The 25,509-nt window shown below is 64.4% G+C and carries 20 protein-coding genes; 13 read left to right on the forward strand and 7 right to left on the reverse strand.

Translation table 11 applies throughout. From position 1 onward, the window contains the following. The first annotated feature begins 130 nt into the window (after positions 1-130). The 9 genes from AC0L3S_RS21170 to AC0L3S_RS21210 all read left to right on the forward strand — a co-directional run bounded on the left by AC0L3S_RS21170 (position 131) and on the right by AC0L3S_RS21210 (position 11,461). Complete coding sequence (locus tag AC0L3S_RS21170) at positions 131-2,461, forward strand: putative bifunctional diguanylate cyclase/phosphodiesterase (protein ID WP_473281062.1); 2,331 nt, start codon at positions 131-133, stop codon at positions 2,459-2,461. A gap of 162 nt (positions 2,462-2,623) precedes the next feature. Then, a complete protein-coding gene (locus AC0L3S_RS21175) occupies positions 2,624-3,388 on the forward strand; it encodes an N-acyl amino acid synthase FeeM domain-containing protein (protein WP_473281064.1) in 765 nt (254 codons plus the stop codon). A gap of 269 nt (positions 3,389-3,657) precedes the next feature. Continuing rightward, a complete protein-coding gene (pal, locus tag AC0L3S_RS21180; RefSeq protein WP_007596304.1) occupies positions 3,658-4,146 on the forward strand; it encodes a peptidoglycan-associated lipoprotein Pal in 489 nt (162 codons plus the stop codon). Positions 4,147-4,333: 187 nt separating this feature from the next. Further along, positions 4,334-5,386: a tol-pal system protein YbgF gene (gene ybgF, locus AC0L3S_RS21185; RefSeq protein ID WP_473265421.1), complete on the forward strand. Its 1,053-nt coding sequence runs from the start codon at positions 4,334-4,336 to the stop codon at positions 5,384-5,386. Between the two features lie 76 nt (positions 5,387-5,462). Further along, positions 5,463-6,578, forward strand: a complete 1,116-nt coding sequence (tilS, locus tag AC0L3S_RS21190) for a tRNA lysidine(34) synthetase TilS (protein ID WP_473265419.1) — start codon at positions 5,463-5,465, stop codon at positions 6,576-6,578. A 214-nt stretch (positions 6,579-6,792) separates the two neighbouring features. After that, positions 6,793-8,715 (forward strand): ATP-dependent zinc metalloprotease FtsH, encoded by a 1,923-nt coding sequence (ftsH, locus tag AC0L3S_RS21195; protein WP_007596301.1) that lies wholly within the window; start codon positions 6,793-6,795, stop codon positions 8,713-8,715. Positions 8,716-9,006: 291 nt separating this feature from the next. Further along, the gene (locus AC0L3S_RS21200) at positions 9,007-10,218 is read left to right on the forward strand and encodes an ABC transporter substrate-binding protein (RefSeq protein WP_473281066.1); all 1,212 of its coding nucleotides are present in this window, start codon (positions 9,007-9,009) and stop codon (positions 10,216-10,218) included. Between the two features lie 392 nt (positions 10,219-10,610). Next, entirely contained in the window at positions 10,611-11,216 is a 606-nt protein-coding gene (locus AC0L3S_RS21205) for a dienelactone hydrolase family protein (protein WP_473281068.1), read from the forward strand. Positions 11,217-11,218: 2 nt separating this feature from the next. Next, positions 11,219-11,461, forward strand: coding sequence for a dienelactone hydrolase family protein (locus AC0L3S_RS21210; protein WP_473281070.1), 243 nt, complete (start codon positions 11,219-11,221; stop codon positions 11,459-11,461). Between the two features lie 144 nt (positions 11,462-11,605). Here the strand turns inward: AC0L3S_RS21210 and AC0L3S_RS21215 are convergent, their stop codons facing one another. Then, a complete protein-coding gene (locus tag AC0L3S_RS21215) occupies positions 11,606-13,087 on the reverse strand; it encodes a hypothetical protein (protein ID WP_473281073.1) in 1,482 nt (493 codons plus the stop codon). Between the two features lie 299 nt (positions 13,088-13,386). On the opposite strand from AC0L3S_RS21215, the gene AC0L3S_RS21220 reads away from it, so the two are divergent. Then, positions 13,387-13,551 (forward strand): Flp family type IVb pilin, encoded by a 165-nt coding sequence (locus tag AC0L3S_RS21220; protein ID WP_106941974.1) that lies wholly within the window; start codon positions 13,387-13,389, stop codon positions 13,549-13,551. Positions 13,552-13,711: 160 nt separating this feature from the next. Here the strand turns inward: AC0L3S_RS21220 and AC0L3S_RS21225 are convergent, their stop codons facing one another. Continuing rightward, complete coding sequence (locus AC0L3S_RS21225; protein WP_473281075.1) at positions 13,712-15,196, reverse strand: hypothetical protein; 1,485 nt, start codon at positions 15,194-15,196, stop codon at positions 13,712-13,714. A 296-nt stretch (positions 15,197-15,492) separates the two neighbouring features. Between AC0L3S_RS21225 and AC0L3S_RS21230 the strand changes: the two genes are divergently transcribed. Beyond that, positions 15,493-16,173 carry a TetR family transcriptional regulator gene (locus tag AC0L3S_RS21230; protein WP_007614253.1) on the forward strand — a complete coding sequence of 227 codons (681 nt, stop codon included), beginning with the start codon at positions 15,493-15,495 and terminating at the stop codon, positions 16,171-16,173. Positions 16,174-16,323: 150 nt separating this feature from the next. Here AC0L3S_RS21230 and pyk read toward each other — a convergent pair whose 3' ends face one another. Both pyk and AC0L3S_RS21240 read right to left on the reverse strand, forming a co-directional pair. After that, positions 16,324-17,760: a pyruvate kinase gene (pyk, locus tag AC0L3S_RS21235; protein ID WP_007596289.1), complete on the reverse strand. Its 1,437-nt coding sequence runs from the start codon at positions 17,758-17,760 to the stop codon at positions 16,324-16,326. Further along, positions 17,757-18,350, reverse strand: coding sequence for a DUF1036 domain-containing protein (locus tag AC0L3S_RS21240; RefSeq protein WP_473281077.1), 594 nt, complete (start codon positions 18,348-18,350; stop codon positions 17,757-17,759). Before AC0L3S_RS21240 ends, pyk begins: the two co-directional genes overlap by 4 nt. A 177-nt stretch (positions 18,351-18,527) precedes the next feature. Between AC0L3S_RS21240 and AC0L3S_RS21245 the strand changes: the two genes are divergently transcribed. Both AC0L3S_RS21245 and AC0L3S_RS21250 read left to right on the forward strand, forming a co-directional pair. Continuing rightward, the gene (locus AC0L3S_RS21245; RefSeq protein WP_473281079.1) at positions 18,528-18,830 is read left to right on the forward strand and encodes a DUF1244 domain-containing protein; all 303 of its coding nucleotides are present in this window, start codon (positions 18,528-18,530) and stop codon (positions 18,828-18,830) included. Between the two features lie 209 nt (positions 18,831-19,039). Further along, the gene (locus AC0L3S_RS21250) at positions 19,040-19,312 is read left to right on the forward strand and encodes a DUF2312 domain-containing protein (protein ID WP_007596286.1); all 273 of its coding nucleotides are present in this window, start codon (positions 19,040-19,042) and stop codon (positions 19,310-19,312) included. Positions 19,313-19,481: 169 nt separating this feature from the next. Here the strand turns inward: AC0L3S_RS21250 and AC0L3S_RS21255 are convergent, their stop codons facing one another. The 3 genes from AC0L3S_RS21255 to AC0L3S_RS21265 form a co-directional block, all read right to left on the reverse strand. Continuing rightward, positions 19,482-21,104, reverse strand: a complete 1,623-nt coding sequence (locus tag AC0L3S_RS21255; RefSeq protein WP_473281081.1) for a peptidoglycan L,D-endopeptidase MepK — start codon at positions 21,102-21,104, stop codon at positions 19,482-19,484. A 290-nt stretch (positions 21,105-21,394) separates the two neighbouring features. After that, positions 21,395-23,566 (reverse strand): L,D-transpeptidase family protein, encoded by a 2,172-nt coding sequence (locus AC0L3S_RS21260; RefSeq protein ID WP_473281084.1) that lies wholly within the window; start codon positions 23,564-23,566, stop codon positions 21,395-21,397. 347 nt (positions 23,567-23,913) lie between these two features. After that, positions 23,914-25,407, reverse strand: coding sequence for a sigma-54-dependent transcriptional regulator (locus tag AC0L3S_RS21265; RefSeq protein ID WP_473281086.1), 1,494 nt, complete (start codon positions 25,405-25,407; stop codon positions 23,914-23,916). Positions 25,408-25,509: the final 102 nt, after the last annotated feature.

Here is a 25,509-nt window from a genome sequence, read left to right on the forward strand (position 1 = left end):
GGTTTGTTTCTATTGATGTATTTCGACTATTGTCCACTCAAAACAACTCGACTTTAACGATGTTCCCTCAGAAAGACTTCATACCGGATCGGTAAAACTGCGCTCCAGACAGGACGCGCGTAAACACCAGATGCAGTTTGCAAGTCAGAGCGGAGAGCCGGAACAGCGGCCGCCGAAAACTTCGGCGGCGCAAATCGATTCGCTGTTCGAAGCGCCTGGTCCGCTGCTGGCAGGACTCATTTTCGTATCGATCGGCGCGGCCCTGACCGCGCTGAGGACGGGCGAGCCGCTGATCTGGGCGTGCGTCGCACTTCTTGTCCTGGCCGGGACCGCGCGGGCGATCGACCTGCGCCTCTATCAGGCACGTCATGCGGTCATGACCGTCGAGGCGGCGGCACGCTGGCAGAAGCGCTATCAGATCGGGGCAAAGATCCAGGCGGCTGCGATCGGCATCTGGTGCGCCACGGCCCTGTTGGCCACGGACGACGCCGTGGCCCACATGATCGCCTTGTCGGTCACCACCGGAATCGCGGCGGGCGGCGCGGGCAGGGCATATGGCCGGCCTGCGATCTTCCACCTCCAGGCCGTGCTGATTTTCGGCCCGGCCGTGCTTGCCTTGGCGCTGCGTGGAACGCCCTACTACATCGCAATGGCGCTGGTCAGCGCCGCGTTCCTGATGGCGATCATGCAGCTCTCGGTGAATCTGCACCGCATCTTCATGGGAGCGGTCGTGGCACGGGAGCGTGAAGCCGCGCTTGCCGGCCAGTTCGATACGGCGCTGAACAACATGCCGCACGGCCTCTGCATGTTCCGCGTCGACGGACAGCTGGCGGTCATGAACCACCGCTTCGGCGCAATGATGAATCTGCCGGAAGGTCTGGCGCAACGCGGCGTCAACGCGCGTGACATCGTCGCGGCGTGCGTCAGCGCCGGATCCATCTCGGCTGGAAGCGGCGAGCGGATCGTCACCGACATCGAGAGTTCGCAAGCCAAGGAGATCATCACCGCCGATCCCGATACGCAGCGAAACCGGTCGTTGTCCTGGACTGTCCAGCCGATGGCTGACGGTGGCGCCGTGGTGCTGCTCGAGGACATTACCGACCGTCGCAGCGCCGAAGCCAAGATTACGCATCTGGCGCGCTACGATGACCTCACCGCGCTGCCCAACCGCGTTCATTTCCGCGACGAGATCGAAAGGCTGCTGGCGATCTCGCACGGCGCCGAGCGCCTGTCCGCGCTGCTGTTCGTCGACCTCGACCAGTTCAAGCAGGTCAACGACACGCTCGGTCATCCCTGCGGCGACCAGCTCTTGTGCGCGGTCGCCAACCGTCTGCGCGAGATGCTGCGCCCCGAGGATTTCGTGGCCCGCTTCGGCGGTGACGAATTCGTCGTGTTCCAGGAGAACATCTCCTCGCCCGAGGACGCCGCTGCGCTGGCGCGCCGGATCGTCGAACGGCTGAGCGAGCGCTACCGCATCGACAATCATCTGGTCGAGATCGGCGCCAGCGTCGGCATCGCGTTGACCTCTCCGGAGGGCGTCAGCGCGGACACGCTGCTCAAGAACGCCGACATGGCGCTGTACCGGGCCAAGGCCGACGGCCGCGGCACCTTCTGCTTCTTCCGCGACGAGATGGCGGCGACCGTCGAAGCGCGCCGCATCCTCGAGCTCGACCTGCGCAAGGCGCTGGCCAACGAGGAATTCGAGCTGTTCTACCAGCCGCTGGTCAATCTCAAGTCCGGCAAGATCACGACGTGCGAGGCGCTGCTGCGCTGGAATCATCCGGTGCGCGGCACGGTCTCGCCGGTCGACATCATCCCGGTCGCCGAGGACATGGGGCTGATCGTCGATCTCGGCCGCTGGATCCTGCGCCGCGCCTGCATGGAATGCATGAAATGGCCGGAGGGCGTCAGCGTCGCCGTCAACTTCTCGCCGCAGCAATTCCACCAGCGCGACGTCTTGAGCGAAATTCGCTACGCGCTCGAGGTTTCGGGGCTCCCGGCGCATCGGCTGGAGATCGAGATCACCGAATCCTCGCTGTTGCGCAACACCCAGCTCACGCACGACATCCTGTCGCAATTGCATGCGATCGGCGTGCGCATTTCGCTGGATGATTTCGGCACCGGCTATTCGAGCCTCAGCTACCTGCACAATTTCCCGATGCAGAAGGTGAAGATCGACCGCTCCTTCCTCGAAGGCATCGATGCCGACCGGCCGCTGACGCTGCTGCGCGGCGTGGCGCGGCTGTCGGCCGATCTCGGCATGGCCGTCGTGGTCGAGGGCATCGAGACCAATGATCAGCTCGAGCTGATCAGCGCCGACGGCACCGTGACCGAAGGGCAGGGCTATCTGTTCAGCCGGCCGGTGCCGGCAGTCCGGATTCGCCAATTGCTCAATGCCTCGCATGGCCGTCGCGGGGCTGAGGACCAGATCGTCATGGTGTCCTCCCGATCGATCGCCTGATCTTTCTCTGCCTCGCTCCTTCAACGCAGTTAGCTCTCGTTTCCCCGTGTTTTTGCGGGCCGCAAAGGTTAACCCTAACGTTTCTAAGCCTTTGCAATTCCGTTAATGAACCATTAATCTCGTCACACTCGCAGAAGTTGCTTTGGAGTGTAGGGGTACTGGATGACGTCTGGAGCTGAACCGCAAACGGTGCTCCTTCCGCGGGGAGCCGCTCTGTTTGACCGCATCGATTACCGCCTGATCGAAACTCCCGAGGACCGAGACAACCTCTATCTGATGCGGTATCGGGCCTATCTGCACGCCGGACTGATCGAGCCGTCGGAGTCGCGGCGTGTGACCGATCGCTTCGACGATGCGCCCAACACCTGGAATTTCGGGGTCTATGTCGATGGAGAGCTCTGCAGCTCCGTTCGCATTCACGTCCTGACGTCCGACTGGCGGATGTCCTACACGACCGAAGTGTTTGGCGACGTTCTGCGTCCCCGCCTCGACCGCGGCGAAGTTCTCATCGATCCATGCCGGTTTGTTGCCGATCCCGAAAAGCACCAGCGTTTTCCGGAACTGCCCTATCTGACGGTGCGGCTGGCTTTTGTGGCTTGCGATCATTTCAACGCCGATACCGGGCTGGCCATGATCCGGACCGATCATCAGGCGTTCTATCGTCGCGTCTTCCTGCACGAGACCATTTCACCGGAGCCGCGCGGGTTTCCGGGCTGGCCCACCAAGAAGGCCGTGCTGATGGCGTCCGATTTCCGGAACCAGCGGGAAAAGGTCCTGACGCGCTTTCCGATCATGCGCTCCAGCGCTTTTGAGCGGCGCATGTTGTTTCAACGCAGCAGCCCGCGCCACGCGGCCCCGCGCCCGGTGTCGCTGGCCACGCAGCGGACCCCGGATGTCGCCGCCTCGGCAACGGGTTCTGCCCGCTAGGCCCAGGGTCTGGCGCCAAGGTCTGGCCCCGGGGTCTCCACGCGACGAGCCTAAAATTCCAGCAAAGCCCGCGGTTTTTGCCGTCGGCGCGGCTTGCCTTCACCATCGCGCCACATTTACAACCCATTAACCATGACGGTTGCTTTTCGCTGGTTGGGGGCATTTGACCGGCTGTGGCAAGGTTCCATCAAGGTTGACGGAACGTTCGCTTAACCAACCCCCTGTAGACCGGACAGCAGTGGACGAAACGTGAGCGTGGAGGCTCCGGAATGAAACATCCTATGCGCATCCTCCAGGGATTGAAGCTGGCCGCGGTGCTTGCCGTCGCGTTGTCGATGGGGGCCTGCGCCAACAAGAACGCTGCCACGGATGCGATGGCCAACGCGGCGACGCCGGGCAGCCAGCAAGACTTCGTCGTCAATGTCGGCGACCGCGTGTTCTTCGAAAGCGACCAGACCGATCTGACCCCGCAGGCGATCGTGACCCTGGAGAAGCAGGCGCAGTGGCTCCAGAGCTATCCGCGCTACAGCTTCACGGTCGAAGGTCATGCCGACGAACGCGGCACCCGCGAATACAACATCGCGCTCGGCGCCCGCCGCGCCCAGTCGGTGCGTTCGTTCCTCGCCTCGCGCGGCATCGATCCGAACCGCATGCGCACGATCTCGTACGGCAAGGAGCGGCCGGTGGCCGTTTGCAACGACATCTCCTGCTGGTCGCAGAACCGCCGCGCCGTCACCGTGCTGAACGCGAGCTCCTGACGACCGGTCAGGCGCCGTTCATCTTCAGAAACCGATTATGCCGGCGCCCTCTCGGGCGCCGGTTTCGTTTCAGCGATCTGTGACAGAAACCCGTTTGTTACAGTCACAGTTTTGGCGTACTCCCCTTCAATGTGTGGCGCGTCGAATGTTCGGTCGCAGGCCATTTCGCTTTCGTCGTCAGGGCAAGATGTCATCCAGATTCAAGGTCTTCACCGGCACCGTGGCGATCGCCGCGCTGCTCTCGTTGTGCTCGCCCGCCCTCGCACAATCGGACGATGCAGATCCCGAGATGCGGATCGAGCGGCTGGAGAACCAATTGCGCCAGCTCACGGGCCAGAACGAAGAGCTGCAATATCGCAACCGCCAGCTCGAAGAGCGGCTGCGAGCGCTCGAGGGCGGCGCGCAAGCTGCGCCCGGCCAGACGCCGGTCCAACCCAATGTCGCGGCCATGCCGCCCGCGCAAGCCGCGCCGGCCTATCGCCAGCCGCCGCACCAGCAAGCGGCCCAGCCGAATTACGAACAGCCGCAGATCGCCTCTCCGGCGCCGATCGTTCAGGAGCAGCCTGCGCCCGGCGCGCCCGGCATACGCCGCCGCGGCGATGCCTTCGACCCGAACCAGAGCCCGAATGCGCCGGGTGCGCCGCGCGCGCTCGGCGGCGGGCAGCAACCGATGCCTGCAGGTGCCCCGAGCGCCGCGCCCGGCGGCCGTGGCGCCGGCGAACCGCTCGATCTCGCCAACACCGGTCCGCGCTACCAGCAAGGGGTGCCGCCGGCAGCGCAGCCCGGTTATCCGCCGGCCCAATCCGGCTCTCCCGCGCCGGCAGGCGCCCCGGCGCTGACGACCCTGCCGCCCTCGGCCACGCCGCGCGACGAATTCGACCTCGGCATCGGCTACATGCAGCGCAAGGACTATGCGCTGGCCGAGCAGACCATGAAGAATTTCTCGCAGAAATATCCGAGCGACCCGCTGCTCGGCGACGCGCAATACTGGCTCGGCGAGAGCTATTTCCAGCGCCAGCAATATCGCGACTCCGCGGAAGCCTTCCTCGCCGTCACCACCAAATACGACAAATCCGCCAAGGCGCCGGATGCCCTGCTGCGGCTCGGCCAGTCGCTGGCCGCGTTGAAGGAGAAGGAGGCGGCGTGCGCCGCCTTCGGCGAAGTCGGCCGCAAATATCCGCGCGCTTCCGCCGGCGTCAAAGCCGCGGTCGACCGCGAGCAGAAGCGGGTGAAGTGCTGACCCGCGGCGATTGATCCTGACAAGATTGATGGCGCTGCGCTAAACAGTCGGTCCATCCGCGGACGATTGCAGCGTCATGTCAGAGGACAATTCACCGATCTCGGCGCGTGAGGCCAGGCGCCTCTTCGCAGGCCTGAAAGGCGCGCGGGGACTGTTGCTCGCGGTCTCCGGCGGGCCAGACTCGGTCGCGCTGATGTGGCTTGCGGCGCGCTGGCATCGCGGCCTCGCGCGCGGGCCACGTCTCACCGTCGTCACCATCGACCACGGCTTGCGGCCGGAGGCGGCGCGCGAGGCGCGCGAGGTCAAGCGTCTCGCGACCGGGCTTGGCTTGCCGCATCGGACCGTGCGCTGGCGCGGGGCAAAGCCGAAAACGGGACTGCCGGCCGCCGCGCGCGAAGCCCGCTACCGCCTGCTTGTGCAGGCCGCGCGCGTCGCCGGCGCGAGCCACGTGCTGACCGCCCACACCCGCGACGACCAGGCCGAGACCTTGTTGATGCGGCTTGTCCGCGGCAGCGGATTAGCCGGGCTGTCGGCGATGGCCCGTCTCACCGAGCGCGACGGCGTCGTCCTTGCGCGTCCACTGCTCGACGTTCCGAAGTCGCAACTGATCGCGACCTTGAAGCGGGCGAAGATCGGCTTTGCCGACGATCCCACCAACCACGACGCTGCCTTCACCCGGCCGCGGCTGCGTGCGCTGCTGCCGCAGCTCGCGGCCGAGGGCGGTGATGCCCGCAGCCTGGCTCGGCTCGCGGCAAGGCTGGCGCGCGCCAACGCGGCCGTCGAGGTGCTGACCGATGGGGCCGAGCGCTTCCTCCGTTTGCGGGATCGCGGCGATGCGCCGCAGGCCGGTGGTCGAAGCTTCGAGGCCCCCGTGTTTGCCGCCCTCCCGGAGGAGGTCCGGCTGCGGATCCTGCTGCGGGCCATCAACGCGTTCGGGCATGAGGGACCGGCGGAACTCGGCAAGGCCGAATCCCTTCTGGCCGTGCTCGATCAGGCCATTGCCGCAAGCCCCCGCGCACCCGCAAATGGCCGGCCGGCCCTGAAGCAAACGCTTGCGGGAGCCTTGATCAGCCTTGCCGGGGGACGGATCCGCATCGCGCCGGCGCCGGCCCGGCGCAAGGATGGATCAAGGGTGGATAAGGGCGGATCATGGCACCGGCCGTTTCGAGACCGCGCCGTGAGGACACCTTAACCAGGCAGGAAAAACCCGGACCCGGGCGCCATTATTTCAGCGGGAATCGGACTAAGATGGGATAAATAGTCCCATCTCGTTCCCTTGGCATCGACCGGAGCGACACCTAGATTGTACGGGTCTAACCGAGAGGATTCCTTGGGGATTTCCTCGCGCTGCCCAAATAACTGCCCAAGGCTCAGGCCGCGATCCGCGCGACCACGAAGGAAGATCGATGAACGCCAATCTGCGCAATTTCGCCCTCTGGGTCATCATTGTCCTGCTGCTGTTGGCGTTGTTCACGCTCTTCCAGAATCCGGGTCAGCGCGCCTCCTCGCAGGACATCGCCTTCTCCCAGCTCTTGAGCGAGGTTGACCGCGGCAATGTGCGCGACGTCGTGATCCAGGGGCCGGACATTCACGGCACCTTCACCAACGGTTCGAGCTTCCAGACCTATGCGCCGAGCGATCCGACGCTCGTGAAGCGCCTCTATGACAGCAAGGTGCAGATCACGGCGAAGCCGCCCGGCGACAACGTGCCGTGGTTCGTTTCGCTGCTGGTCTCCTGGCTGCCCTTCATCGCGCTGATCGGCGTGTGGATCTTCCTGTCGCGGCAGATGCAGGGCGGCGCCGGCAAGGCGATGGGCTTCGGCAAATCGCGCGCAAAAATGCTGACTGAAGCGCATGGCCGCGTCACCTTCGAGGACGTCGCGGGCGTCGACGAAGCCAAGCAGGATCTGCAGGAGATCGTCGAATTCCTCCGCGACCCCGGCAAATTCCAGCGTCTCGGCGGCCGCATTCCGCGCGGCGTGCTGCTGGTCGGCCCTCCCGGCACCGGCAAGACCCTGATCGCGCGTGCGGTCGCGGGCGAAGCCAACGTGCCGTTCTTCACCATTTCGGGTTCGGACTTCGTCGAGATGTTCGTCGGCGTTGGCGCTTCCCGCGTCCGCGACATGTTCGAGCAGGCCAAGAAGAACGCGCCCTGCATCATCTTTATCGACGAAATCGACGCCGTCGGTCGTCACCGTGGCGCCGGCCTCGGCGGCGGCAATGACGAGCGCGAGCAGACGCTGAATCAGCTGCTGGTCGAGATGGACGGCTTCGAGGCCAACGAGGGCGTGATCCTGATTGCCGCGACCAACCGTCCCGACGTGCTCGATCCCGCGCTGCTGCGTCCCGGCCGCTTCGACCGTCAGGTCGTGGTGCCCAACCCGGACGTCGTCGGCCGCGAGCAGATCCTCAAGGTCCACGTCCGCAAGGTGCCGCTGGCGCCGGATATCAACCTCAAGACCATCGCGCGCGGCACCCCGGGTTTCTCCGGCGCCGACCTGATGAATCTCGTCAACGAAGCCGCGCTCACCGCAGCCCGCCGCAACAAGCGGATGGTGACCCAGGCCGAGTTCGAGGAAGCCAAGGACAAGGTGATGATGGGCGCCGAGCGCAAGTCGCTCGTCATGACCGAGGAAGAGAAGCTGCTGACGGCCTATCACGAGGGCGGCCACGCCATCGTCGGCCTCAACGTCGTCGCGACCGACCCGATCCACAAGGCGACCATCATTCCGCGCGGTCGTGCGCTGGGTATGGTCATGCAGCTGCCGGAGCGCGACAAGCTGTCGATGTCGCTGGAGCAGATGACCTCGCGCCTCGCCATCATGATGGGTGGCCGCGTCGCCGAAGAGCTGATCTTCGGCCGCGAGAAGGTGACTTCGGGTGCGTCGTCCGACATCGAGCAGGCGACGCGGCTGGCGCGCATGATGGTGACGCGCTGGGGCCTGTCCGAGGCGCTCGGCACCGTGTCCTATGGCGAGAACCAGGACGAGGTTTTCCTGGGCATGTCGGTGTCGCGCACCCAGAACGCATCGGAAGCGACGGTTCAGAAGATCGATACCGAGATCCGGCGTTTCGTCGAAGAAGGCTACAACGAGGCGACGCGTATTCTCACCGAGAAACGCGCCGATCTCGAAGCCCTCGCCAAGGGCCTGCTCGAATTCGAGACGCTCTCCGGCGACGAGATCATCGACCTGCTCAAGGGCAAGAAGCCGAACCGCGAATCCGTGCTCGAGCCGACCACGCCGCGCGCCTCGGCCGTGCCGCCGGCCGGCAAGTCGCGCCCGCGGCCCGATCCGGATCCCGGCCTGGAGCCGCAGCCCCAGGCGTAACCGCGAACGGCAGATTGAATTGAAAAACGCGGCGGAAACGTCGCGTTTTTTTGTTGGACGGTGCTTTTCGAACGTGGGCAGCTGAGCATCTCGCGACGAACAGCTAGGTGCGCAAAGCCGCCCTTGCGCAGTGCCGACCATCTATGGGGCGCCGCCGTTGATGGCACCCAACCTTTGCTCGCTCTCCGATCCCCGCCACTCATGGCGATTGGAGTCTGCGGTGATGTCGTGGCATGCTCTCCTCAATGAAGGTGCGGCTCGACCGCGCAGGCAAAGGGGAGGGGCAAGCCGATGCGCTTTGCGAGGGCATTGGGCGCGCTTGGCGCCGTATCGTTCGTGACATTCTCGTTCCTGTCCGCTCCATCCGCCGCTGAAATGCGCGGCGTCACCGCGACCGAGATCAAGATCGGCCAGACCATGCCCTATAGCGGGCCGGTGTCGGCTTTCGGGGCGCTCGGCAAGGGCGAGGTCGGCTATTTCAAGATGCTGAACGAGAAGGGCGGCATCAACGGCCGCAAGGTCAATCTGATCTCGCTCGACGACAGCTATGCGCCGCCGAAATCGGTCGAGCAGACCCGCAGGCTGGTGGAGAGCGACGAAGTCGGGCTGATCTTCTCCTCGATCGGTACCGCCCACAACACGGCGATCGCGAAATACCTCCAGTCCAAGAACGTGCCGCAGCTCTTCATCGGCTCCGGCGCCTCGAAATTCGCCGACGTCGCGCAATATCCGCAGGCGACGATGGGCGTGCAGGCGCCGTTCCGCTATGAAGCGCGGCTCTATGCGCGTTACGCACTGGCGAAGAATCCGAACGCGAAGTTCGCCGTGATCTCGCAGAACGACGATTACGGCCGAGACTATCTCGCCGGGCTGAAGGACGTGCTCGGCGAGAAATATGATAGCGTCGTCACGGGCGCGACCTACGAGATCCAGGACCCGACAATCGATTCCCAAATCGTGAAACTCAAGGCCTCGGACGCCGATGTATTCGTGATCGCGGCGACCCCGAAATTCGCGGCGCAAGCGATCCGCAAATCCTTCGAGATCGGCTGGCGTCCCATGACGTTCCTGTCCAACGTTGCGGTGTTGGTTTCGACGGTGATGGAGCCGGCGGGACTGGAAGCCGGCACCGGCATCCTCTCCACCGCTTACGTGAAAGACCCCGACGATCCCGCCTGGAAGGACGATGCCGGCGTCAGGGGCTGGCGCGAATTCATGACCAGATATTTGCCGGAGGCCGACCAGCACGACACCAATTACGTCAACGCCTACAACAGCGCCATGGCGCTGGAGGCGGTGCTGAAAGCCTGCGGCAATGATCTGTCGACCGAGAACATCCTCAGGCAGGCGTTTGCGATCCGCGATCTCGAATTGCCGATGCTGCTGCCCGGCATCAAGGTCAACACCGGCACCACCGACCATGTCCCGGTCGACCAGATGCAGTTCATGCGCTTCAATGGCAAGAGTTGGGAGCGCTTCGGCGAACTGCAAACGGGCAATTGATGATTGATGAGGGATCGGCTTTTTGGTCGATCCAATGCGAGTCCGGAACTCGGATCATCTCTCCCGATTGGGGAAGGTTTGACTTCCTGGACGCCCAATTCAAAGCGCCGAGACGGGTACTGAAAACCCGATCAGCCCGCGAACGCTTGCTATGTCTGCTACGCCCTCGGAAGCGGGGAGCGGCAACTCGCCTTGGTGCGTCGACTATGGGCCATTCGCATCGATTTGGCCGCGCGTCGACCATTTCCAGTCCCCCCCGAAAGGCGACATTAGGACAGGCGTTCGTTCGTTTGCGCCGGCCATAAATGTCCGTGCAGTTCATAGACTTACGGTGTGGATGGGCGGACATGAGCCTGCTACGTTGACTCCGTTCGGGAAACGGAGGGAAGGAAATGGTTACACGAGCCAAAGCATGTCTCGGTGTAGCAGTGTTCGTTGCATACCTTTCCACCAACGCCGCCACCTTGGCGGGAGAATTGGTCAGGTTCGAAAGTGCTCCCGTTCACGTCGGCCAACTCCAGCAGCGCCTGGCGCGCGAACGTGGCGAAACGCCGAAAGCAGCGTCTGAAACGATTGAGGGTTACCTGTCGAAACCTGAGGGCGACGGCCCTTTTTCCGCGATTGTGTATCTCCACGGATGCGATGGACTTTCGGAAGACGCCCGAACGTACAACGCGCGGGGCTATGTGTCGCTTATGCTGGATAGCTTTGCGACCCGTGGCATCAAGAACGCCTGCACCCAGGTGACGCCGGGTCTGCTGCTTACCCGCCAAGGTGATGCTTTAGGCGCGCTATCCTATCTTTCCAATCTTCCCTTCGTCGATTCTCACCGTATCGCGGTTATTGGATATTCGCAGGGTGCAATGGTTGCGCTGCAGTTGGCTTCGAACCATCAGGCGGAAATCTTTGACGTCCCCCGGGATCGAAAGTTCAAGGCCGCCGTGGCCTACTACCCGCTTTGCGGCTCACTTCCGAGGAACTCATCGTTCCTGCATTGATCATGATCGGCGAACTCGATGACTGGACGCCCGCGACGGACTGCGAGCGTTGGATGAAGCGGCGGGCCGACAGGGGAGCACCCGTAAAATTGATCGTCTATCCCGGTGCCTATCACGCCTCTAATTCCCCGGCCTTCGCCGACGGCAGGGAATATCTCGGACATTGGCTCAAATATGATCCCACCGCGGCCGCCCAGTCAGTCCAGGAGATGCGGAGTTTCCTCGCTGCTCAATTTTCCCAATAAGTGACGGCGAGGCGAGTGCGCGGCATCGGCATTTCGTATCGTCCGCCTCGGGTCAGCGGCGAAGTGGCACGAGCGCCTGTTCAAGTCTGCTTCAGGCTTTGAAGCGGACGTCCCATTCACGGTACACGCCCGGGACCTATCTTCTCACTTCGGCGGCGTCGCAGCCGCATCGTCCCGCACGTGGATCACTGCGATATCGTCCGTATAGATCCGCTTCCAGCCCTTGAGCATGTCCAGGATCTGCGGTCCGGGCGCGTCGGCGGCCAATAGCGTTGCATCGATCTTGTATTCGTCGAGCAGGCGCGGAAGCAGCTCGGGCTTCTTGCCCTCGGTCGCCTTGAAGAAGTCCATGACGAATTTCTCTCCGTAGAGCTCGGCGCGGCCGTCGACGTAAACAGGGAAGTCGCGCGAGATCAGATAGCCGCCGAACTGATAGGCGTTGAAGACGCGCTGGACCTTGCGTTGTTCGAGCAAGTCGACTGCCGCGACCGGAGTCTGCGTTATGGTGAAGGTGAAGTGGTGATGCTGCATGTAAAGCGATGTCGAGGTCCAGCCCGCGGCGACGATCATCAGCGCGCCAAGCGCGGTGACATAGCGGGCCGGCCAGCCGTCGGCGCCGGTTAAGTCCGGCTGCGGGCGCGAGGCCAGCTGGCCGAGCGGCTTCGCCAGCACCAGCGGCACCAGGAACGCGAACGCCTCGATGCTCCTGACGTGGGTCAGCGCGCTCCAGGTCAGGAACAGGATCAGGAAGATCCTGGGCGCCGAGAGCACGAGGCCGCGATAATAGCCGAACGCGATCAGACCGAGCAGGGCGCCTTCGAACGAGGAGAAGGTGGCAAAGTTCGCCGGCATCCATTCGAAGATCAGCGAGAGCAATTCGCCCAGGCTCAAGATGTTGGTGGCGCCCAGCAGCGTTCTCCAGCCGTACGGCGTACAGCAGCTCGCGACCAGTGCACCGATGCCGAACAGCACCCAGCGCAGGAATAGCTGAAGCCGCCGCCCCTTCTCGGCGTGCTCGACGGCCTCGAGCGAGATCGGACCGATCAGCGCCAGACCGAGCACGAAGCCGCCATGCAAGTTCGCCCACAGCGCCATCAGCGGCAGCCAGTACCAGGACGGCACGCTCCTGCGGTCGGCGGCCGCAATCAACAGGCCGACCCACGCCACCATGACAGGCAGCGCCAGGATGTGCGGACGCGCCAGGACGTGATGCAGCGACAGCAGCAGGGCCAGCATCGCAAACAGCACTGCGCGCGGTGCCTCGATCTGCGCGTCGAGCAGATAGACGAAGATCGCGGCCGTGAGCGCGGCTCCCATTGCGGTGAGGATGACGGGACCTGCCCAGCCCCATTGCGCATGAGAGAAAGCGTACAACACCTGCGACAGCCACGACGTTGAAATCCACGGCGCGCCCGTCCGCGTGAAGGAATAGATGTCCGTGTACGGCATGGCGCCGTGATCGAGAATCCATTGTCCGATCTTGATCTGCCAGAACGAGTCGGAGTCCTGAAGCAGCGTGTCGCCGACATAAAGGAAGAACAGATAGGTGCCGGCTCCGACGCATAGCGGCACCAGGGCTCGCGCACGCCCCTGCACCCTGATGCTGCTGGCAAAGGAAAGGGACATGCCGCCTCGTCGTCCTCTTGTTTCTGTCGGGGGGCCGAGCGGTCGCCATTGGACCACGGCGGTCATAATTCCCGGTAAACCGGCGATGCCGGGCCGGCTTGATGTCTCGACAATTTAACGGATCGTTTTAGATTTCGGTTTACCATCGGAGAATACACGCAAACCGCTCTGTGTTTCCGCAGTCGAGTTAACTGCGGCGCAATTCTTTGCCACTACGTTCAGTTTCATGGTCGAGCGGCGCTGGGAAGCCCAAACAGACCAGATCAGTTGTAGCCTCGTGTACTCATTTGGAGCTCTTTATGAAGAACCTCGTTGCGCGTTTCGCGAAAGATGAATCCGGCGCCACCGCCATTGAATACGGCCTGATCGCCGCCGGCATCGCGCTGGCGATCATCACTGTCGTCAATAACCTGGGCACCACGTTGAACGCCAAGTTCACCTCTATCTCGACCAGCCTCAAGTAAGACTGAACGGACCAAGAGTAGAAAGAGCCTTGTCCCGGACAAGGCTCTTTTCTTTTGTGCCAAGCCTTTTGTGCCAAGTCTTGTTCTAGCCAAGTCTTGTTCTTCGCAGAAGCCGTCCGTCCATGCGAGGGCCGCGAGAGTCTAACGTCTGATCCGTGGCTCATGGTGATGATGGTAGCTTCGCCGGTGCGTTGTCGCGGACGTGGATGACGGCAAGATCATCCGAGTAGAGCCGCTTCCAGCCCGGCACATGGTCCATGATCCTTGCGGCGGGAGTCGATCCGTTCAGCAGTGTGGCGTCGATCTGGTAGGTATCGAGCAGACGCAGCAGAGTCTCCGCGTTCTTGCCTTCGATGGCGTCGAAATAGTCAAGCACGAACTGCTCTCCGTACAGCTCGGCACGGCCATCGATGAAGGTCTTGATGTTGCGGGAGATCAGATAACTCCCGATAGGAGCGGTGCTGAAGATGCGTTGCGCGTGCCGCTGCTCGAGGAGGTCGACTGCAGCCCGAGGGGTCGAATTGCGGATAAAGGCATACCGCGTCGGCGTGGCATAGGACCGCGTGATACTCCAGCTGGTCGCAACGATCGCGAGCGCCGCGATTGCGGTCACTGCAAAGGAGGATCGTGCTTCAGTCCGTGCGAGCGCTCTGGCTGCGCCCAATTGTTCGGCCAACGGCTTCGCCAGCACGAGCGGCGTCAACAGCGCAAAGACCTCGATGTTTCTGACGTGGTTGAGTGCCGCCCAGACCAGGCCGAGCAGCACAAGAAGGCGGGTCCACGGCAGCACCAATCCTTTATAGTAGCCGAGGGCGATCAATCCGAGCAGGCTGGCTCCAAACAAGTCGAACGAGCTGAAATCGGCGGGCATCCACTCCGAGATCTGCGAGAGCACCTTGCCGAGGCTGAGGATTTTCGCCGATGCGAGCGGCGTATTCCAGCCATAGGGCGTGCAGCAGCTTGCGGCAAGCGCAGCAAGCCCGAACAAGGCCCAGCGCGACGCCAGTGCAAAGCGGCCCTTGCGATCGGTGGACGCGATCGCATCGAGGCCGATGGGCCCAATCAGCGCCAGCCCCATGACGAAGCCGCCGTGAAGATTGGCCCATAGCACCATCAAGGGAAGCAACAACCACGACGGCGCGGTGCGCCGATCGGCGGCCGCCAGCAGCCCGCCGACAAAGGCCAGCATGACAGGCAGTGCCAGCATGTGCGGGCGGGCGAGAAAGTGGCCCATCGACATGAAGAGCAGCGGGGTGACGAGCAGAAAGGCGCGCACAGGCTCCAGATAGGGCTCAAGCAGGTAGACGAAAATCGCCGCGGTCGCTCCGATCGCGAGCGACGTCAGGACAACTGCCCCCGACCAGTTCGACGGCTCGTAAGCCAGCGCGAACAGGACTTGCGACAGCCAGGAGCTCGAGATCCAGGGCTCGCCGGCTCGCGTGAAGGAATAGATGTCGGTGTAGGGCAGCGCGTGGTGTTCGAGAATCCACTGCCCGATCTTGATCTGCCACAACGTATCGGTATCCCGCAGCATGATGTCGCCGATGCCCAGGAAGAACAGGTAGACGCCCGCGGCAATGCAGAACGGCAAAAGCCAGCGCGCGACACCGCGGACGGGCACGCTGCTTGTCATGGAAATCGACATCGGACTCTCGGGGCTGAAACGACAGCACGCAGCAGCGCGCAAGCATCAGCAACCTGAGCATGATCGCTTTTAAGTTGAGGTAAACCGGACCGTCATACCGCGGCCGCGCCGGGCAAGAATGCGTTTACCTGCTCTGCTTCCGTGTCGAGGTTTGCGTCGCGCACATATGCTCATTTGCGTCTTGTCATCCGGCCTGAATAGTTGTTCAGTTCTTGAGGGCGATTTGGGCGAAGATAGTGAAGGAGCATGCGGTCGAGCTTTGTGCCGGACCGGATGCTGGGGACAGGAAGCGCGCCATGGTTTATCGGCGGACGCATCAAGTGGTGAAGCGCCTTGCGGCCCGGCGCAGTGCGATACTGGCAGCGGCGCGGGAGGCGGCGGCGGAAGGCGGGATGGCGGCGGTGCAGATTGCGCCAGTCGCGGTTCGCGCCAGCGTCGCTGCGGGTACGGTCTACCGCTACTTCCCCTCCAAGGCCGATTTGATCTCCGAATTGATCGCCGAAGTCTCCCGTGACGAGCTCACGGCGATCCGGCGAGCCGCCGATGCCGCGCCGGGACCGTCCTCGGCGCTGGCGGCGGCGGTGACCACCGTGGCGGTGCATACCCTGTCACAGCGCAGGCTCGCCTGGGGTATCCTGGCCGAGCCGGTCGATGTCGATGTCAGCGCTTCACGCCTTGCCAGCCGGCGCGAGATTGCGGGCGAGATGGCCTCGCGGATCGACGCCGCCGTGCGCGCCGGCCACCTGCCGGCGCAGGACACCGCGCTCGCCGCCACGGCCCTGCTCGGCGCGCTGCACGAGGCCCTGGTCGGACCACTCGCGCCGGATAATCTCGACGACCCCGCCAGGATGCGCGATGCCGTTCAGACCGTGACGCTGCTGGCGCTTCGTGCGGTCGGCGTCATGGACGCCCGCGCCAGGGGCCTGGTCGTGCAGCAGACGTTGCTGCCGGCGGCGAAAGCGCTGGTTGGGGCCTAAAACGTCCGCCTGATCGACGGCCGACCTGATCGCGCCCAGGCCATTGCCAGAGCTCGCCTTTTCGAAAAACCTCAGCACATGCGCCGGACCCGCCGGCTACTGTGCATGGGGTTGTTTTCGACATCTTTTGTTTGCCGCGTGCTGGCGGGCCTAGATATTCGCTTCGCCCTCGGGGCCGACCGAGGCGATGCGCACCATGTTGGTGGTGCCGGGAATACCGAGCGGCACGCCGGCGACGATGATCACGCGCTGGCCAGCCCGGACGAAGCCGTCGCGGAACGCGATCTGGCCGGCGCGGCTCACCATGTCGTCCTGGTCGCGTGCATCTTCCGCCACCACGCAATGCACGCCCCAGACGACCGACAGCCGGCGTCCCGCCGCGACGTTCGGCGTGATCGCCACGATCGGCGGCTTCGGCCGCTCGCGCGCCACGCGCACGGCGGTCGATCCCGAGCTGGTCCAGCAGATCAGGGCCGGCAGGTCGAGCGTCTCGGCGATCTGCCGCGCGGCGTCCGCGATGGCATCGCCGGCGGTGGCTTCCGGGGCGGGGCGCTGTGCGGTGATGACGGAGCGATAGATCGGGTCGCGCTCGACCTCCTCGCCGATGCGGTTCATGGTCGAGACGGCCTCGACCGGGAATTTGCCGGCCGCCGATTCCGCCGACAGCATGATGGCGTCGGCGCCTTCGTAGACTGCTGTGGCGACGTCGGAGACTTCGGCGCGGGTCGGCACCGGCGACTGGATCATCGATTCCAGCATCTGGGTCGCGATCACCACCGGCTTGCCGGCGCGCCGCGCCATGCGCGTCATCTGCTTCTGCAGGCTCGGTACGCGTTCCAGCGGCAGCTCGACGCCGAGGTCGCCGCGCGCCACCATCAGGGCGTCGGAGGCGTCGATGATGTCGGCGAGGCGATCGATCGCCTGCGGCTTCTCGATCTTGGCCATCACCGCCGCACGGCCGCGGATCATCTTCTTGGCCTCGAGCACGTCGTCGGCGCGCTGCACGAAGGACAGCGCGATCCAGTCGACGCCGGTGACCAGCGCCGCCTCGAGGTCGGCGCGGTCCTTCGGCGTCATCGCCGAGACCGGCAGGTCGGTGTCGGGCAGGCTGACGCCCTTGCGGTCGGACATCCGGCCGCCGACCACGACGCGCGTCACCGCGTGATCTTTCGAGGTCTCCTCGGCGATCAGCCTCACCTTGCCGTCGTCGAGCAGCAGCGAATGGCCCGGACGAAGCGCGGCCAGGATCTCCGGATGCGGGAGTTGGACGCGGGTGGTGTCGCCCGGCGCCTTGTCGGAATCGAGCGTGAATGTCTGGCCATTCTGGAGCTGGACCGCGCCTTCGGCGAAGGCACCGAGCCGGAGCTTTGGGCCCTGGAGGTCGACCAGAATGCCGATCGGCCTGCCATAGCTGCTCTCGACGTTGCGGATCGTCGCCACCAACTCCCGCATCTTGTCGTGTGGGGTGTGGCTCATGTTGATGCGGAACAGGTCGGCGCCGGCCTCGAACAGGCGGCGGATCATCGCGAGGTCCGAAGAAGCGGGTCCGAGGGTCGCGAGGATCTTGATACGGCGAAGGCGCCTCATGGCTTACTTCCAGACGGGGGCGAGGGAGCTGGCGGGAGGCCAGGCGGGGCGGGGGGCGTACCACCGGGCGGGCCATTGGGCAAACCCGGAACCCCCGGGCCAACCGGGCCGGGGAGGCCGGGTACGCGCTGCTGCTTTGACGGCTGCTCGTTGGCATCGGTGAGCTGCACCGTCCAGGCCCGCTGCTCGCCGGTATCGACCTCGAAATAGCCGGTTCGGTCATAGCCGCGCGCGAGGCAATCCTCGGTGCCGCGGATGGTGAACTCCTTGTCGCGCGAGCACATGAAAGCCTGGCCCGACCATTCGCCGCCGCGGTCATAGTCGATGGCGTAGATGTAATAGAAGCGGGCCACCAACGTTCCCCGCAGCAAGGTCTCGCAGGAACGGGACGAGATGTTCCACCAGCCCTCGGTGGTCCAGCCCTCGGCATCCTTGTAGCCGAGCGCGATGCCGACCCGGCTCGACGTGTTGTTGCAAAGCCGGAAATCGGCGGAGGCCGGGCTGGCCCAGAGGCACAGCAGGCCAACCACCAGCACCGGGACCAACCGGGCGAGCAGGCGAAGGCGGGAGCGGGGAGATTCGGCGATCATTGTCGCGGAAGCTATATCAGATCATTGACGATTTGGCGTAGGGCCCGGGAACTGCCCGAAGCCGGCTTCGCGCCCCTTTGCGCCGCGATATGGCAAAATCTGTGACAGGCCCCACCTGATCTCGTAAGGGTGACCTATCCAGATCACAGCCAATTCGCAAAGCCGAGGGATCCAGCCATGGCAATCGACGACAAAACCAGAACGGAACTCGAGGCTGCCGCTTTCCGGCGCCTGGTCGATCATTTGAAGTCGCGGACAGACGTCCAGAACATCGACCTGATGAATCTCGCAGGCTTCTGCCGCAACTGCCTGTCCAACTGGCTCAAGGACGCCGCCGACGCCCAAGGCGTCGCCTTGAGCAAGGATGAGAGCCGGGAAGCCGTCTATGGCATGCCCTACGAGGCCTGGAAGGCGAAATACCAGGGCGCGGCCACGCCTGAGCAGCTCGATGCCATGAAGAAGGTTCATCCCGGGCACTGAACGGCCTCGCCGGCAGCCCGATATGCGGTGCCCTTGAGTCGCATCACACAACAGCTTTCTTCAACGCGCCGCAGGAAGGTGTGGGCGCGCTGTGGACGGGCGCGATGCTGCCTTGAACGCGAGTGATCCGAACCCTAAGGGTCTAACCAGCACGCGCGGTGAGGATGCCGGCGTCACCTCGTTTTGCCAGTTCCATTGGGAGTACCAAGATGGCCACCTCCGCCGCCGTCCGCGACGACGAGCCCGCGACGAAATTTGCCAAGGACCAGCTCAAGTCCATCATCGAGCGCATCGAGCGGCTGGAGGAAGAGAAGAAGGCGATCTCCGACGACATCCGCGACGTGTTCGCCGAGGCCAAGGGCAACGGCTACGACGTCAAGGCACTGCGCACCATCGTGCGCATGCGCAAGCAGGACCCGAACGAGCGCGCCGAGGCCGAGACGATTCTCGAGACCTACATGCAAGCGCTGGGGATGATCTGAGCCCCGGTGTCGTCCTGGCGAAGGCCAGGACCCATTATCCCAGGGAGCAGTTTGGCGAAAATTCGTCGCTTGGTATCCGTACCGCGTGAGCCAGATGGATCACGCGGTATGGGTCCTGGCCTTTGCCAGGACGACGACAGAGATTTTGGTAAGGGCGCGCTTATCAGCCTCAGCGCAGCGCGGCGGTCCGCATGACGAAGGACGTCGTCTCGAGCTTGGCGGTGGCGGTGCCCGAGAAACTGTCGCAGGACAGGCCCTGCATCGGATCGTCGGCAAAACCCATGGCGATCACGGACTGCGGCTTGACGAAGTAGGCGCGCATTGCGGCCGTGTCGAGCTCGCCCATCAGCGTGACCGACATCGCGCGGCTGGCGCTCGGCGACAGCATCACGATCTTGAGCCAGATGCTTTCGCCCTTGGCTGCGGAGAGCCGGGTCGCGGTTGCGACCATGCCGTCGACGCGCTTGCCGACCACCGTGTTGATCTCGGTCGCGGGCGCAACGTTGCGCGACGCGGCGGCGGGACGGGCGGAGCGCGGGATCGGCGCGGAGGCGGCGACGACATTGGCGCGGTCGACGGGGGAGGCGGACGCCGGCGCGTAGGCCAGGGCCTGATAGGCGGCGCTGGATACACTCGCGGTCGGCTGCGGATCGGTGGCGGCGGCAAGCGCCTGCCGTGCCTTCAGCGCAGCCACTTGAGCTGGCGTCGCCTGCTGCGGCGTAGCCGGGGCGTCCCAGAAGCCGCGGGCATTGATGATGTCGGCAGGGGTCTCAGGCTTTGCATCAGCAGATTTGCCGGCGGCCGGCTTGTCAGCCACGGGCGCTGGCTTCGACTTGGGCAGCGCGACCATCTGCGCATCGGCCGAGGCGAGCTGAATCGTCGCCGCGACTGACGGCTTGGCGCGCGGCGTCGGCACCGGATCGGCCGGCTTGGTCGCGGCGGCGACCGCGGTCGGCGCGACAGTCTTCGCGGCCGGAGCGGGCGCGCCCTCGTCATCCTCGTCGTTGCTCGTGGCGGCCGGAGCCGGCTTGCCCTTGAACAGGCTGGCAAAGAAATTCGACCTGCTGCCGGAATCCTCGCCGCTGCCGCGCCGCTCGATCTCGGCCTTGGCGAGCTCATAGCCCTTCAGCGGCGTGCCATCGGTCGGGACATGGACGGTGCGTCCATCCGGGAAGACCCGGGCGAGCTGGTCATGCGTCATGCGCGGCCAGTGCCGGATGCTGCCGGTGTCCAGATGTACGAACGGCGAGCCGGAGGTCGGGTAGAAGCCGACACCGCCGCGCTGGAGGCGCAGGCCGGCGAAGCGGATCTGCTCCAGCGGCACGTTCGGGATGTAGAAGTCCATCGCATGCCCCAGCATGTGCTGGCTGAAGCGCGCGACGCCGGAGGAGCGGCGGCGGAGCATGGCGTTGGTGGCGGGCGAGCGGTAGGAGGAGATGATCTGGATCGGCTGCTTGGCATCGACGTCGCGATAGACTTCCCAGAGAATGTCGAAGAGGTGACGGTCCATGACCGTCTCGTCTTGGGTGCGCCAATCGCGCAGGAAGTGGTTGAGCTGCTTCAGCGCCGGTTCGTCGTAGCGCCCGTCGCGCTTGAAGGTGACGGTGAGGTCTTCGCCGGAGTGGGTGTGGTGAAAGGAGAGCGTCTTGGTTTCGTTCAGCGCGGCGGCGTTATGAACCGAACCCGCGGCAGCAAGCAGCAATACGGCAGCGAGGCCGATCCGGGATCCGGCCTTCACTCCCGCATGGGACAACGACAGCACAGCGAATTGGCGTGCGATACCAGTCAGCACGTTAGAGCCCACCCAGTCGACGAGCGTTCAAAATGGACTCTCCCGCTAACCCCGTTAGCGCGCGAAAGAGGATGAACGCTTTGTTAAAGCGAGAAGGTTAATTCGAGGTTGACCTTCCCGCCCCCCAAACCAAGTCAGATCGCGAACCTAACCGGGTGAGTGTGGCGAAAAAACGCCCGCTGCCCGAGCTCAGGTGGAGAATGGTTAACGTTAAGCGACCCCATCCAGAGGATGAGGTCGCTGATCTTGTTGCAGAATTTCAGGAAATCAGGCCCCGGGGCGGGCCTGGCTCATCGGGTGAATACCCGCTGCTGCTGGGGACGGCGGCCGATCGGGGCCGGCGGCGGGCTCGGCGCTCCGAACAGCCGCTCAAAGAAATTCGGGCCGGACGAGCCGCCATTGTTGGCCGCCAGCACGCCGTTCGGCAGCGTCGTTGCCGGGCGTGAATAGCTCGGCTGGGAGTGCGCGACCACGTTCTCGAGATCCTTGCCGCGGCCGTTCTTCAGGATGTTGATCATGGTCGCGTCGCGGCCATAGACGTCCTTGCGGAATTGCAGCTTGCCGCCATCGTCCACGAATGCGGTCTGATAGGTAATGTTGACCGGGATCGGGGTCGGGAATTTCAAGTCGATCTCGCTCTTGCCGTACATGCTGCGGATGCGTTCCGGCGTGTACTTCTCGTTTGGCATCGCGATGTTGAGCAGAACCGACGCGTACTGATCCGGGTTCTGCACGCGCATGCAGCCGTGGCTGAAGGCGCGCTCGTCCCGGGCGAACAGGTTCTTGTCCGGCGTGTCGTGCTGATAGACCAGGAACTTGTTCGGGAAGTTGAAGCGGATGCGGCCGAGCGCGTTGGCTTCACCGGGCGGCTGCGAGATGTGCACTGAACCATCGCGGTTCTGCTCGAGCTTGAGGCCCATGCGCTGGAGCACGGTCGGGTCCTGCTGAAGCGCCGGCAGATATTCGTTGTAGACGATCGACGGCGGCACGTTCCAGGTCGGATTGACCGTGATGTACTTCATCGTCTCGGTGAGCAGCGGGGTCGCATGCGTGCCGGGCTTGCCGGTCACAACGCGGGTGGTCCAGACCTGCTGGCCGCGCTGCATCACCTTCAGCGTGTAGTCGGGAATGTTGAGGATGACATAGGCGTCGCCCAGCGAGGGCACGCCCAGGTCGCGCGGCAGCCAGCGCCAGCGCTCCATGTTCACCAGCACCACGTCGATCTGCTTGTCGCGCTTCGGGGTGTTGATCGCCTTGACCGTCTTGTCGTCGAGGATGCCGGTCGCCTTGAGCTCGGCGCTGTTCTGGAACTTGCGCACGGCTTCGGCGACCGCCGCGTCATAGCGGGTGTCGCTGGCATTCTCGGCGATGCCGAGCTTGACGCGCAGCTGCGGCACGCGCGAATCTTCAACGACGATTTCAGCCTGCTTCTTGCGGGCCGGGGTGTATTTCAGCGTCGGACCATCCGCGATCTCGATCACCGGGCCGTTACCCTGGCCGCGGAGCTCCGCGAGCTTCGCCTTCAGCTCCTTGTAGAGTTTTTGCGGCGGATTGTAGCTGTCGAGCGCCGCGGAGGCGTCGGCTGCGGTCGTGACCTTGGCGAGCACCTCGTTCGGATCGACCGGATGCTCGGGATAGAGGATGTCGCCGCTGACCTGCGACCAGTGCATGCGGCCGCTCTGGGCTTGGCGCGCATAGTCGAACATGCTGGCGGTGAGCTTGAGCTCGGCATCGGCAAGCGTGTCGGGTGTCGTGGCGGCCGCGAAGTCCGGCAGCGGGTAGTCGGCGGGATTGAGACCGTCGGACGCAGCATCCTTCAGTCGTGCGATCACGCCCTTGGCCGCCGCGGTCAGGCTGCCGCCCTGGGTCCAGACCGGCGCGAAGTCGCGTGCACCGTAAAACTTCTCGATCGCCGCGCGTTCGTTCTTGCGGTCGAAATAGCGCGCAGTCTTGGCGCCAATGATGTCCTTGAGCTTGTCAGCGACCGGCTGGTCGGCCGCGGGAATGTTGCTCGCGGCCTTCACCGGCTCCGAAGCCGCAGCGGTGGCGGGCGCGGCCGGCGTTGTCGCCGTGTCGGCCTTGGCAGGTTCGGTCCTGGCAGGTTCGGTCTTCGCCGTCTCGCTCTTCGGCGCCTCGGTCGCCGGCGTGGTGGCGACGTCGGAAGGCTTGGTCTCGACCTTGTCCGGCGCGGGAGCGGCTTCGGCCTTCACGGGTTCCTTGACCGGCTCCTTTGCCGAGTCCTGAACCGTGGCGGTGGTGTCGAGCTTGATGTCGGATGCGGTCGGGGGCGGGACGTTTGCGGGTTCGGGGCGCGGGATCGCGGCTTCGATCGCGAGCTCGGCAGCGCTGCTGCGCGCCTGATCCTGCGCAAGGGCCGAGCTGGCCGATACCGTGAGGAAGGTCGCCGCGACCGTCATCAAGACGCGGTCAAAGCCTGCACGGTGGTTCAAACAGTCACGCATTGTGTCGCACCCCTCGGGTGAACTGTCCCCCGTGGAACAGCTTCGTTATCGCCTATTGAGCTTCGGCTAAACCGCGCCGGCCTCTCGAAAGTTGCACGCCTGCACGCAACGAATCCTACGCAGACGATATACAGGCCCCGATTTCGCAGCCAGCGCTACCCGGGACAACTCACGACAAACTGACTTCAAGCAAGCCTCTTGGCAACGGATTGTGCGCTTCTGACACGCGCTTTTCCCTGTGTCTGTCACTTCCAAGTCACGGTTCAAATCGCAGTCGAATTCCGTCGTCGTACGAACGGCTTACAGTCGTATCGCTCCGCCCGGACGAACCTCCGTTCGCGTCAGGCTCAGTGCGTCTCCTCACCGCTTTTGCCGCCATGGCCGGGAACCCCTGCCTCATCGAGTTTGCGGTAGAGGGTGGACCGGCCGATTTTGAGGCGACGGGCGACCTCCGACATCTGCCCGCGGTAATGCGAGATCGCGAAGCGGATGATCTCGTTCTCGATCTCCTCCAGCGGCCGGACTTCGCCGGTCGCGGTCAGCATTGAGAGGGCGCCCGCCACGGGCAGTGGCGCGATCGGTATTTCATTACCTGATATGACGGAGGGGGCCGCGATCGGCTCCAGCATCAGCGGAGCCGTCGGAATGTCTGTTCCGGGATGCGGCTGCGAGGCGATCAGGGGGAAGTCGTCAAGGCCAAGCTGGTCGCCGTCGCTCATCACCACGGCGCGGTAGACCGCGTTTTCGAGCTGGCGGATGTTGCCGGGCCAATCGAGCTGGGCGAGGTGCGCAACGGCCTCGCCGCTGATGCCGGTGATGGGGCGGTTCTCCTCGGCGGCAAAGCGCGCCAGGAAATGCCTGAGCAGATGCGGAATGTCCTCGCGCCGCGCGCGCAGCGATGGGATCGTCAGCGGCAGCACGTGCAGGCGGTAGAACAAATCTTCCCGGAAGTGGCCCTGCTTGACCCGCTCAAGCAGCCTGCGGTTGGTCGCCGAGATGATGCGGACGTCGACCTTCACGGGTTTGCGGCCGCCGACCGCCTCGACCGCGCCTTCCTGGAGCGCGCGAAGCAGCTTGACCTGCGCGGCCAGCGGCAGCTCGCTGACCTCGTCCAGGAACAGCGTGCCGCCATGGGCTTCGACGAACTTGCCGGTGTGGCGTTCGGTGGCGCCGGTGAAGGCACCCTTCTCGTGACCGAACAGGATGGACTCGACCAGGTTGTCGGGGATCGCGCCGCAATTGACCGCGACGAACGGTTTTGCCTTGCGCTCGCCGCTGCCATGAATGGCGCGCGCGAACATCTCCTTGCCGACGCCGGACTCGCCCTCGATCAGCACCGGGATCGATGAGTTGGTGGCTTTCTGCGCCGCGTGCATCACGCCCGCCATCGCCTCGGCGCGGGTGATGATGTCGGAGAAGGTCAGCCGGCCCTCGCGGCTGTGACGGATGCGCTGCAATTCGCCCTTGAGCGCGGACGAATTGAGCGCGTTGCGAAGGGAGACCTGGAGCCGCTCCAGGCCGACCGGCTTGACCACGAAATCGGCGGCGCCCGCGCGCATCGCCGAGATCACATTGTCGATGCCGCCATGGGCCGTCTGCACGATCACGGGGATGCTGAGACCCGCTTCGCGGATTTTCGCCAGCACGCCCATGCCGTCGAGGCCGGGCATCACGAGATCGAGGATGACGCCGTCGATGGCCGCGTCAGGGGCGGTGAGGGCGGCAATCGCCGCGTCGCCGGAGTCCACCACGATCGTCTCATAGCCGCATTTCTGCACCATGTTTTCGACCAGCCGGCGGGCTACAGCGTCGTCGTCGGCGATCAAAATACTGGCAGCCATGGTGTTCCCCGCACGCTACTACTATCTGTCTCGAATCGGGGCACTCTGGCCGAAGCCGATTAACGCACTGTTAAATCCTGATGCCCCCGCCCGCCGTCGCGC

The organism is Bradyrhizobium sp. Ken01 (assembly GCF_055807355.1).

What these genes read in the sequence shown, in the direction of transcription:
- AC0L3S_RS21210 (WP_473281070.1), top strand. Translation starts at nt 11,219, where the DNA reads ATGATCGGCGAACTCGATGACTGGACGCCCGCGACGGACTGCGAGCGT.
- AC0L3S_RS21175 (WP_473281064.1), top strand. Translation starts at nt 2,624, where the DNA reads ATGACGTCTGGAGCTGAACCGCAAACGGTGCTCCTTCCGCGGGGAGCC.
- AC0L3S_RS21250 (WP_007596286.1), top strand. Translation starts at nt 19,040, where the DNA reads ATGGCCACCTCCGCCGCCGTCCGCGACGACGAGCCCGCGACGAAATTT.
- AC0L3S_RS21245 (WP_473281079.1), top strand. Translation starts at nt 18,528, where the DNA reads ATGGCAATCGACGACAAAACCAGAACGGAACTCGAGGCTGCCGCTTTC.
- pal (WP_007596304.1), top strand. Translation starts at nt 3,658, where the DNA reads ATGAAACATCCTATGCGCATCCTCCAGGGATTGAAGCTGGCCGCGGTG.
- AC0L3S_RS21170 (WP_473281062.1), top strand. Translation starts at nt 131, where the DNA reads ATGCAGTTTGCAAGTCAGAGCGGAGAGCCGGAACAGCGGCCGCCGAAA.
- AC0L3S_RS21265 (WP_473281086.1), bottom strand. Translation starts at nt 25,407, where the DNA reads ATGGCTGCCAGTATTTTGATCGCCGACGACGACGCTGTAGCCCGCCGG.
- AC0L3S_RS21225 (WP_473281075.1), bottom strand. Translation starts at nt 15,196, where the DNA reads ATGTCGATTTCCATGACAAGCAGCGTGCCCGTCCGCGGTGTCGCGCGC.
- AC0L3S_RS21220 (WP_106941974.1), top strand. Translation starts at nt 13,387, where the DNA reads ATGAAGAACCTCGTTGCGCGTTTCGCGAAAGATGAATCCGGCGCCACC.
- AC0L3S_RS21260 (WP_473281084.1), bottom strand. Translation starts at nt 23,566, where the DNA reads ATGCGTGACTGTTTGAACCACCGTGCAGGCTTTGACCGCGTCTTGATG.
- AC0L3S_RS21230 (WP_007614253.1), top strand. Translation starts at nt 15,493, where the DNA reads ATGGTTTATCGGCGGACGCATCAAGTGGTGAAGCGCCTTGCGGCCCGG.
- AC0L3S_RS21205 (WP_473281068.1), top strand. Translation starts at nt 10,611, where the DNA reads ATGGTTACACGAGCCAAAGCATGTCTCGGTGTAGCAGTGTTCGTTGCA.
- AC0L3S_RS21240 (WP_473281077.1), bottom strand. Translation starts at nt 18,350, where the DNA reads ATGATCGCCGAATCTCCCCGCTCCCGCCTTCGCCTGCTCGCCCGGTTG.
- ftsH (WP_007596301.1), top strand. Translation starts at nt 6,793, where the DNA reads ATGAACGCCAATCTGCGCAATTTCGCCCTCTGGGTCATCATTGTCCTG.
- AC0L3S_RS21200 (WP_473281066.1), top strand. Translation starts at nt 9,007, where the DNA reads ATGCGCTTTGCGAGGGCATTGGGCGCGCTTGGCGCCGTATCGTTCGTG.
- pyk (WP_007596289.1), bottom strand. Translation starts at nt 17,760, where the DNA reads ATGAGGCGCCTTCGCCGTATCAAGATCCTCGCGACCCTCGGACCCGCT.
- tilS (WP_473265419.1), top strand. Translation starts at nt 5,463, where the DNA reads ATGTCAGAGGACAATTCACCGATCTCGGCGCGTGAGGCCAGGCGCCTC.
- AC0L3S_RS21215 (WP_473281073.1), bottom strand. Translation starts at nt 13,087, where the DNA reads ATGTCCCTTTCCTTTGCCAGCAGCATCAGGGTGCAGGGGCGTGCGCGA.
- ybgF (WP_473265421.1), top strand. Translation starts at nt 4,334, where the DNA reads ATGTCATCCAGATTCAAGGTCTTCACCGGCACCGTGGCGATCGCCGCG.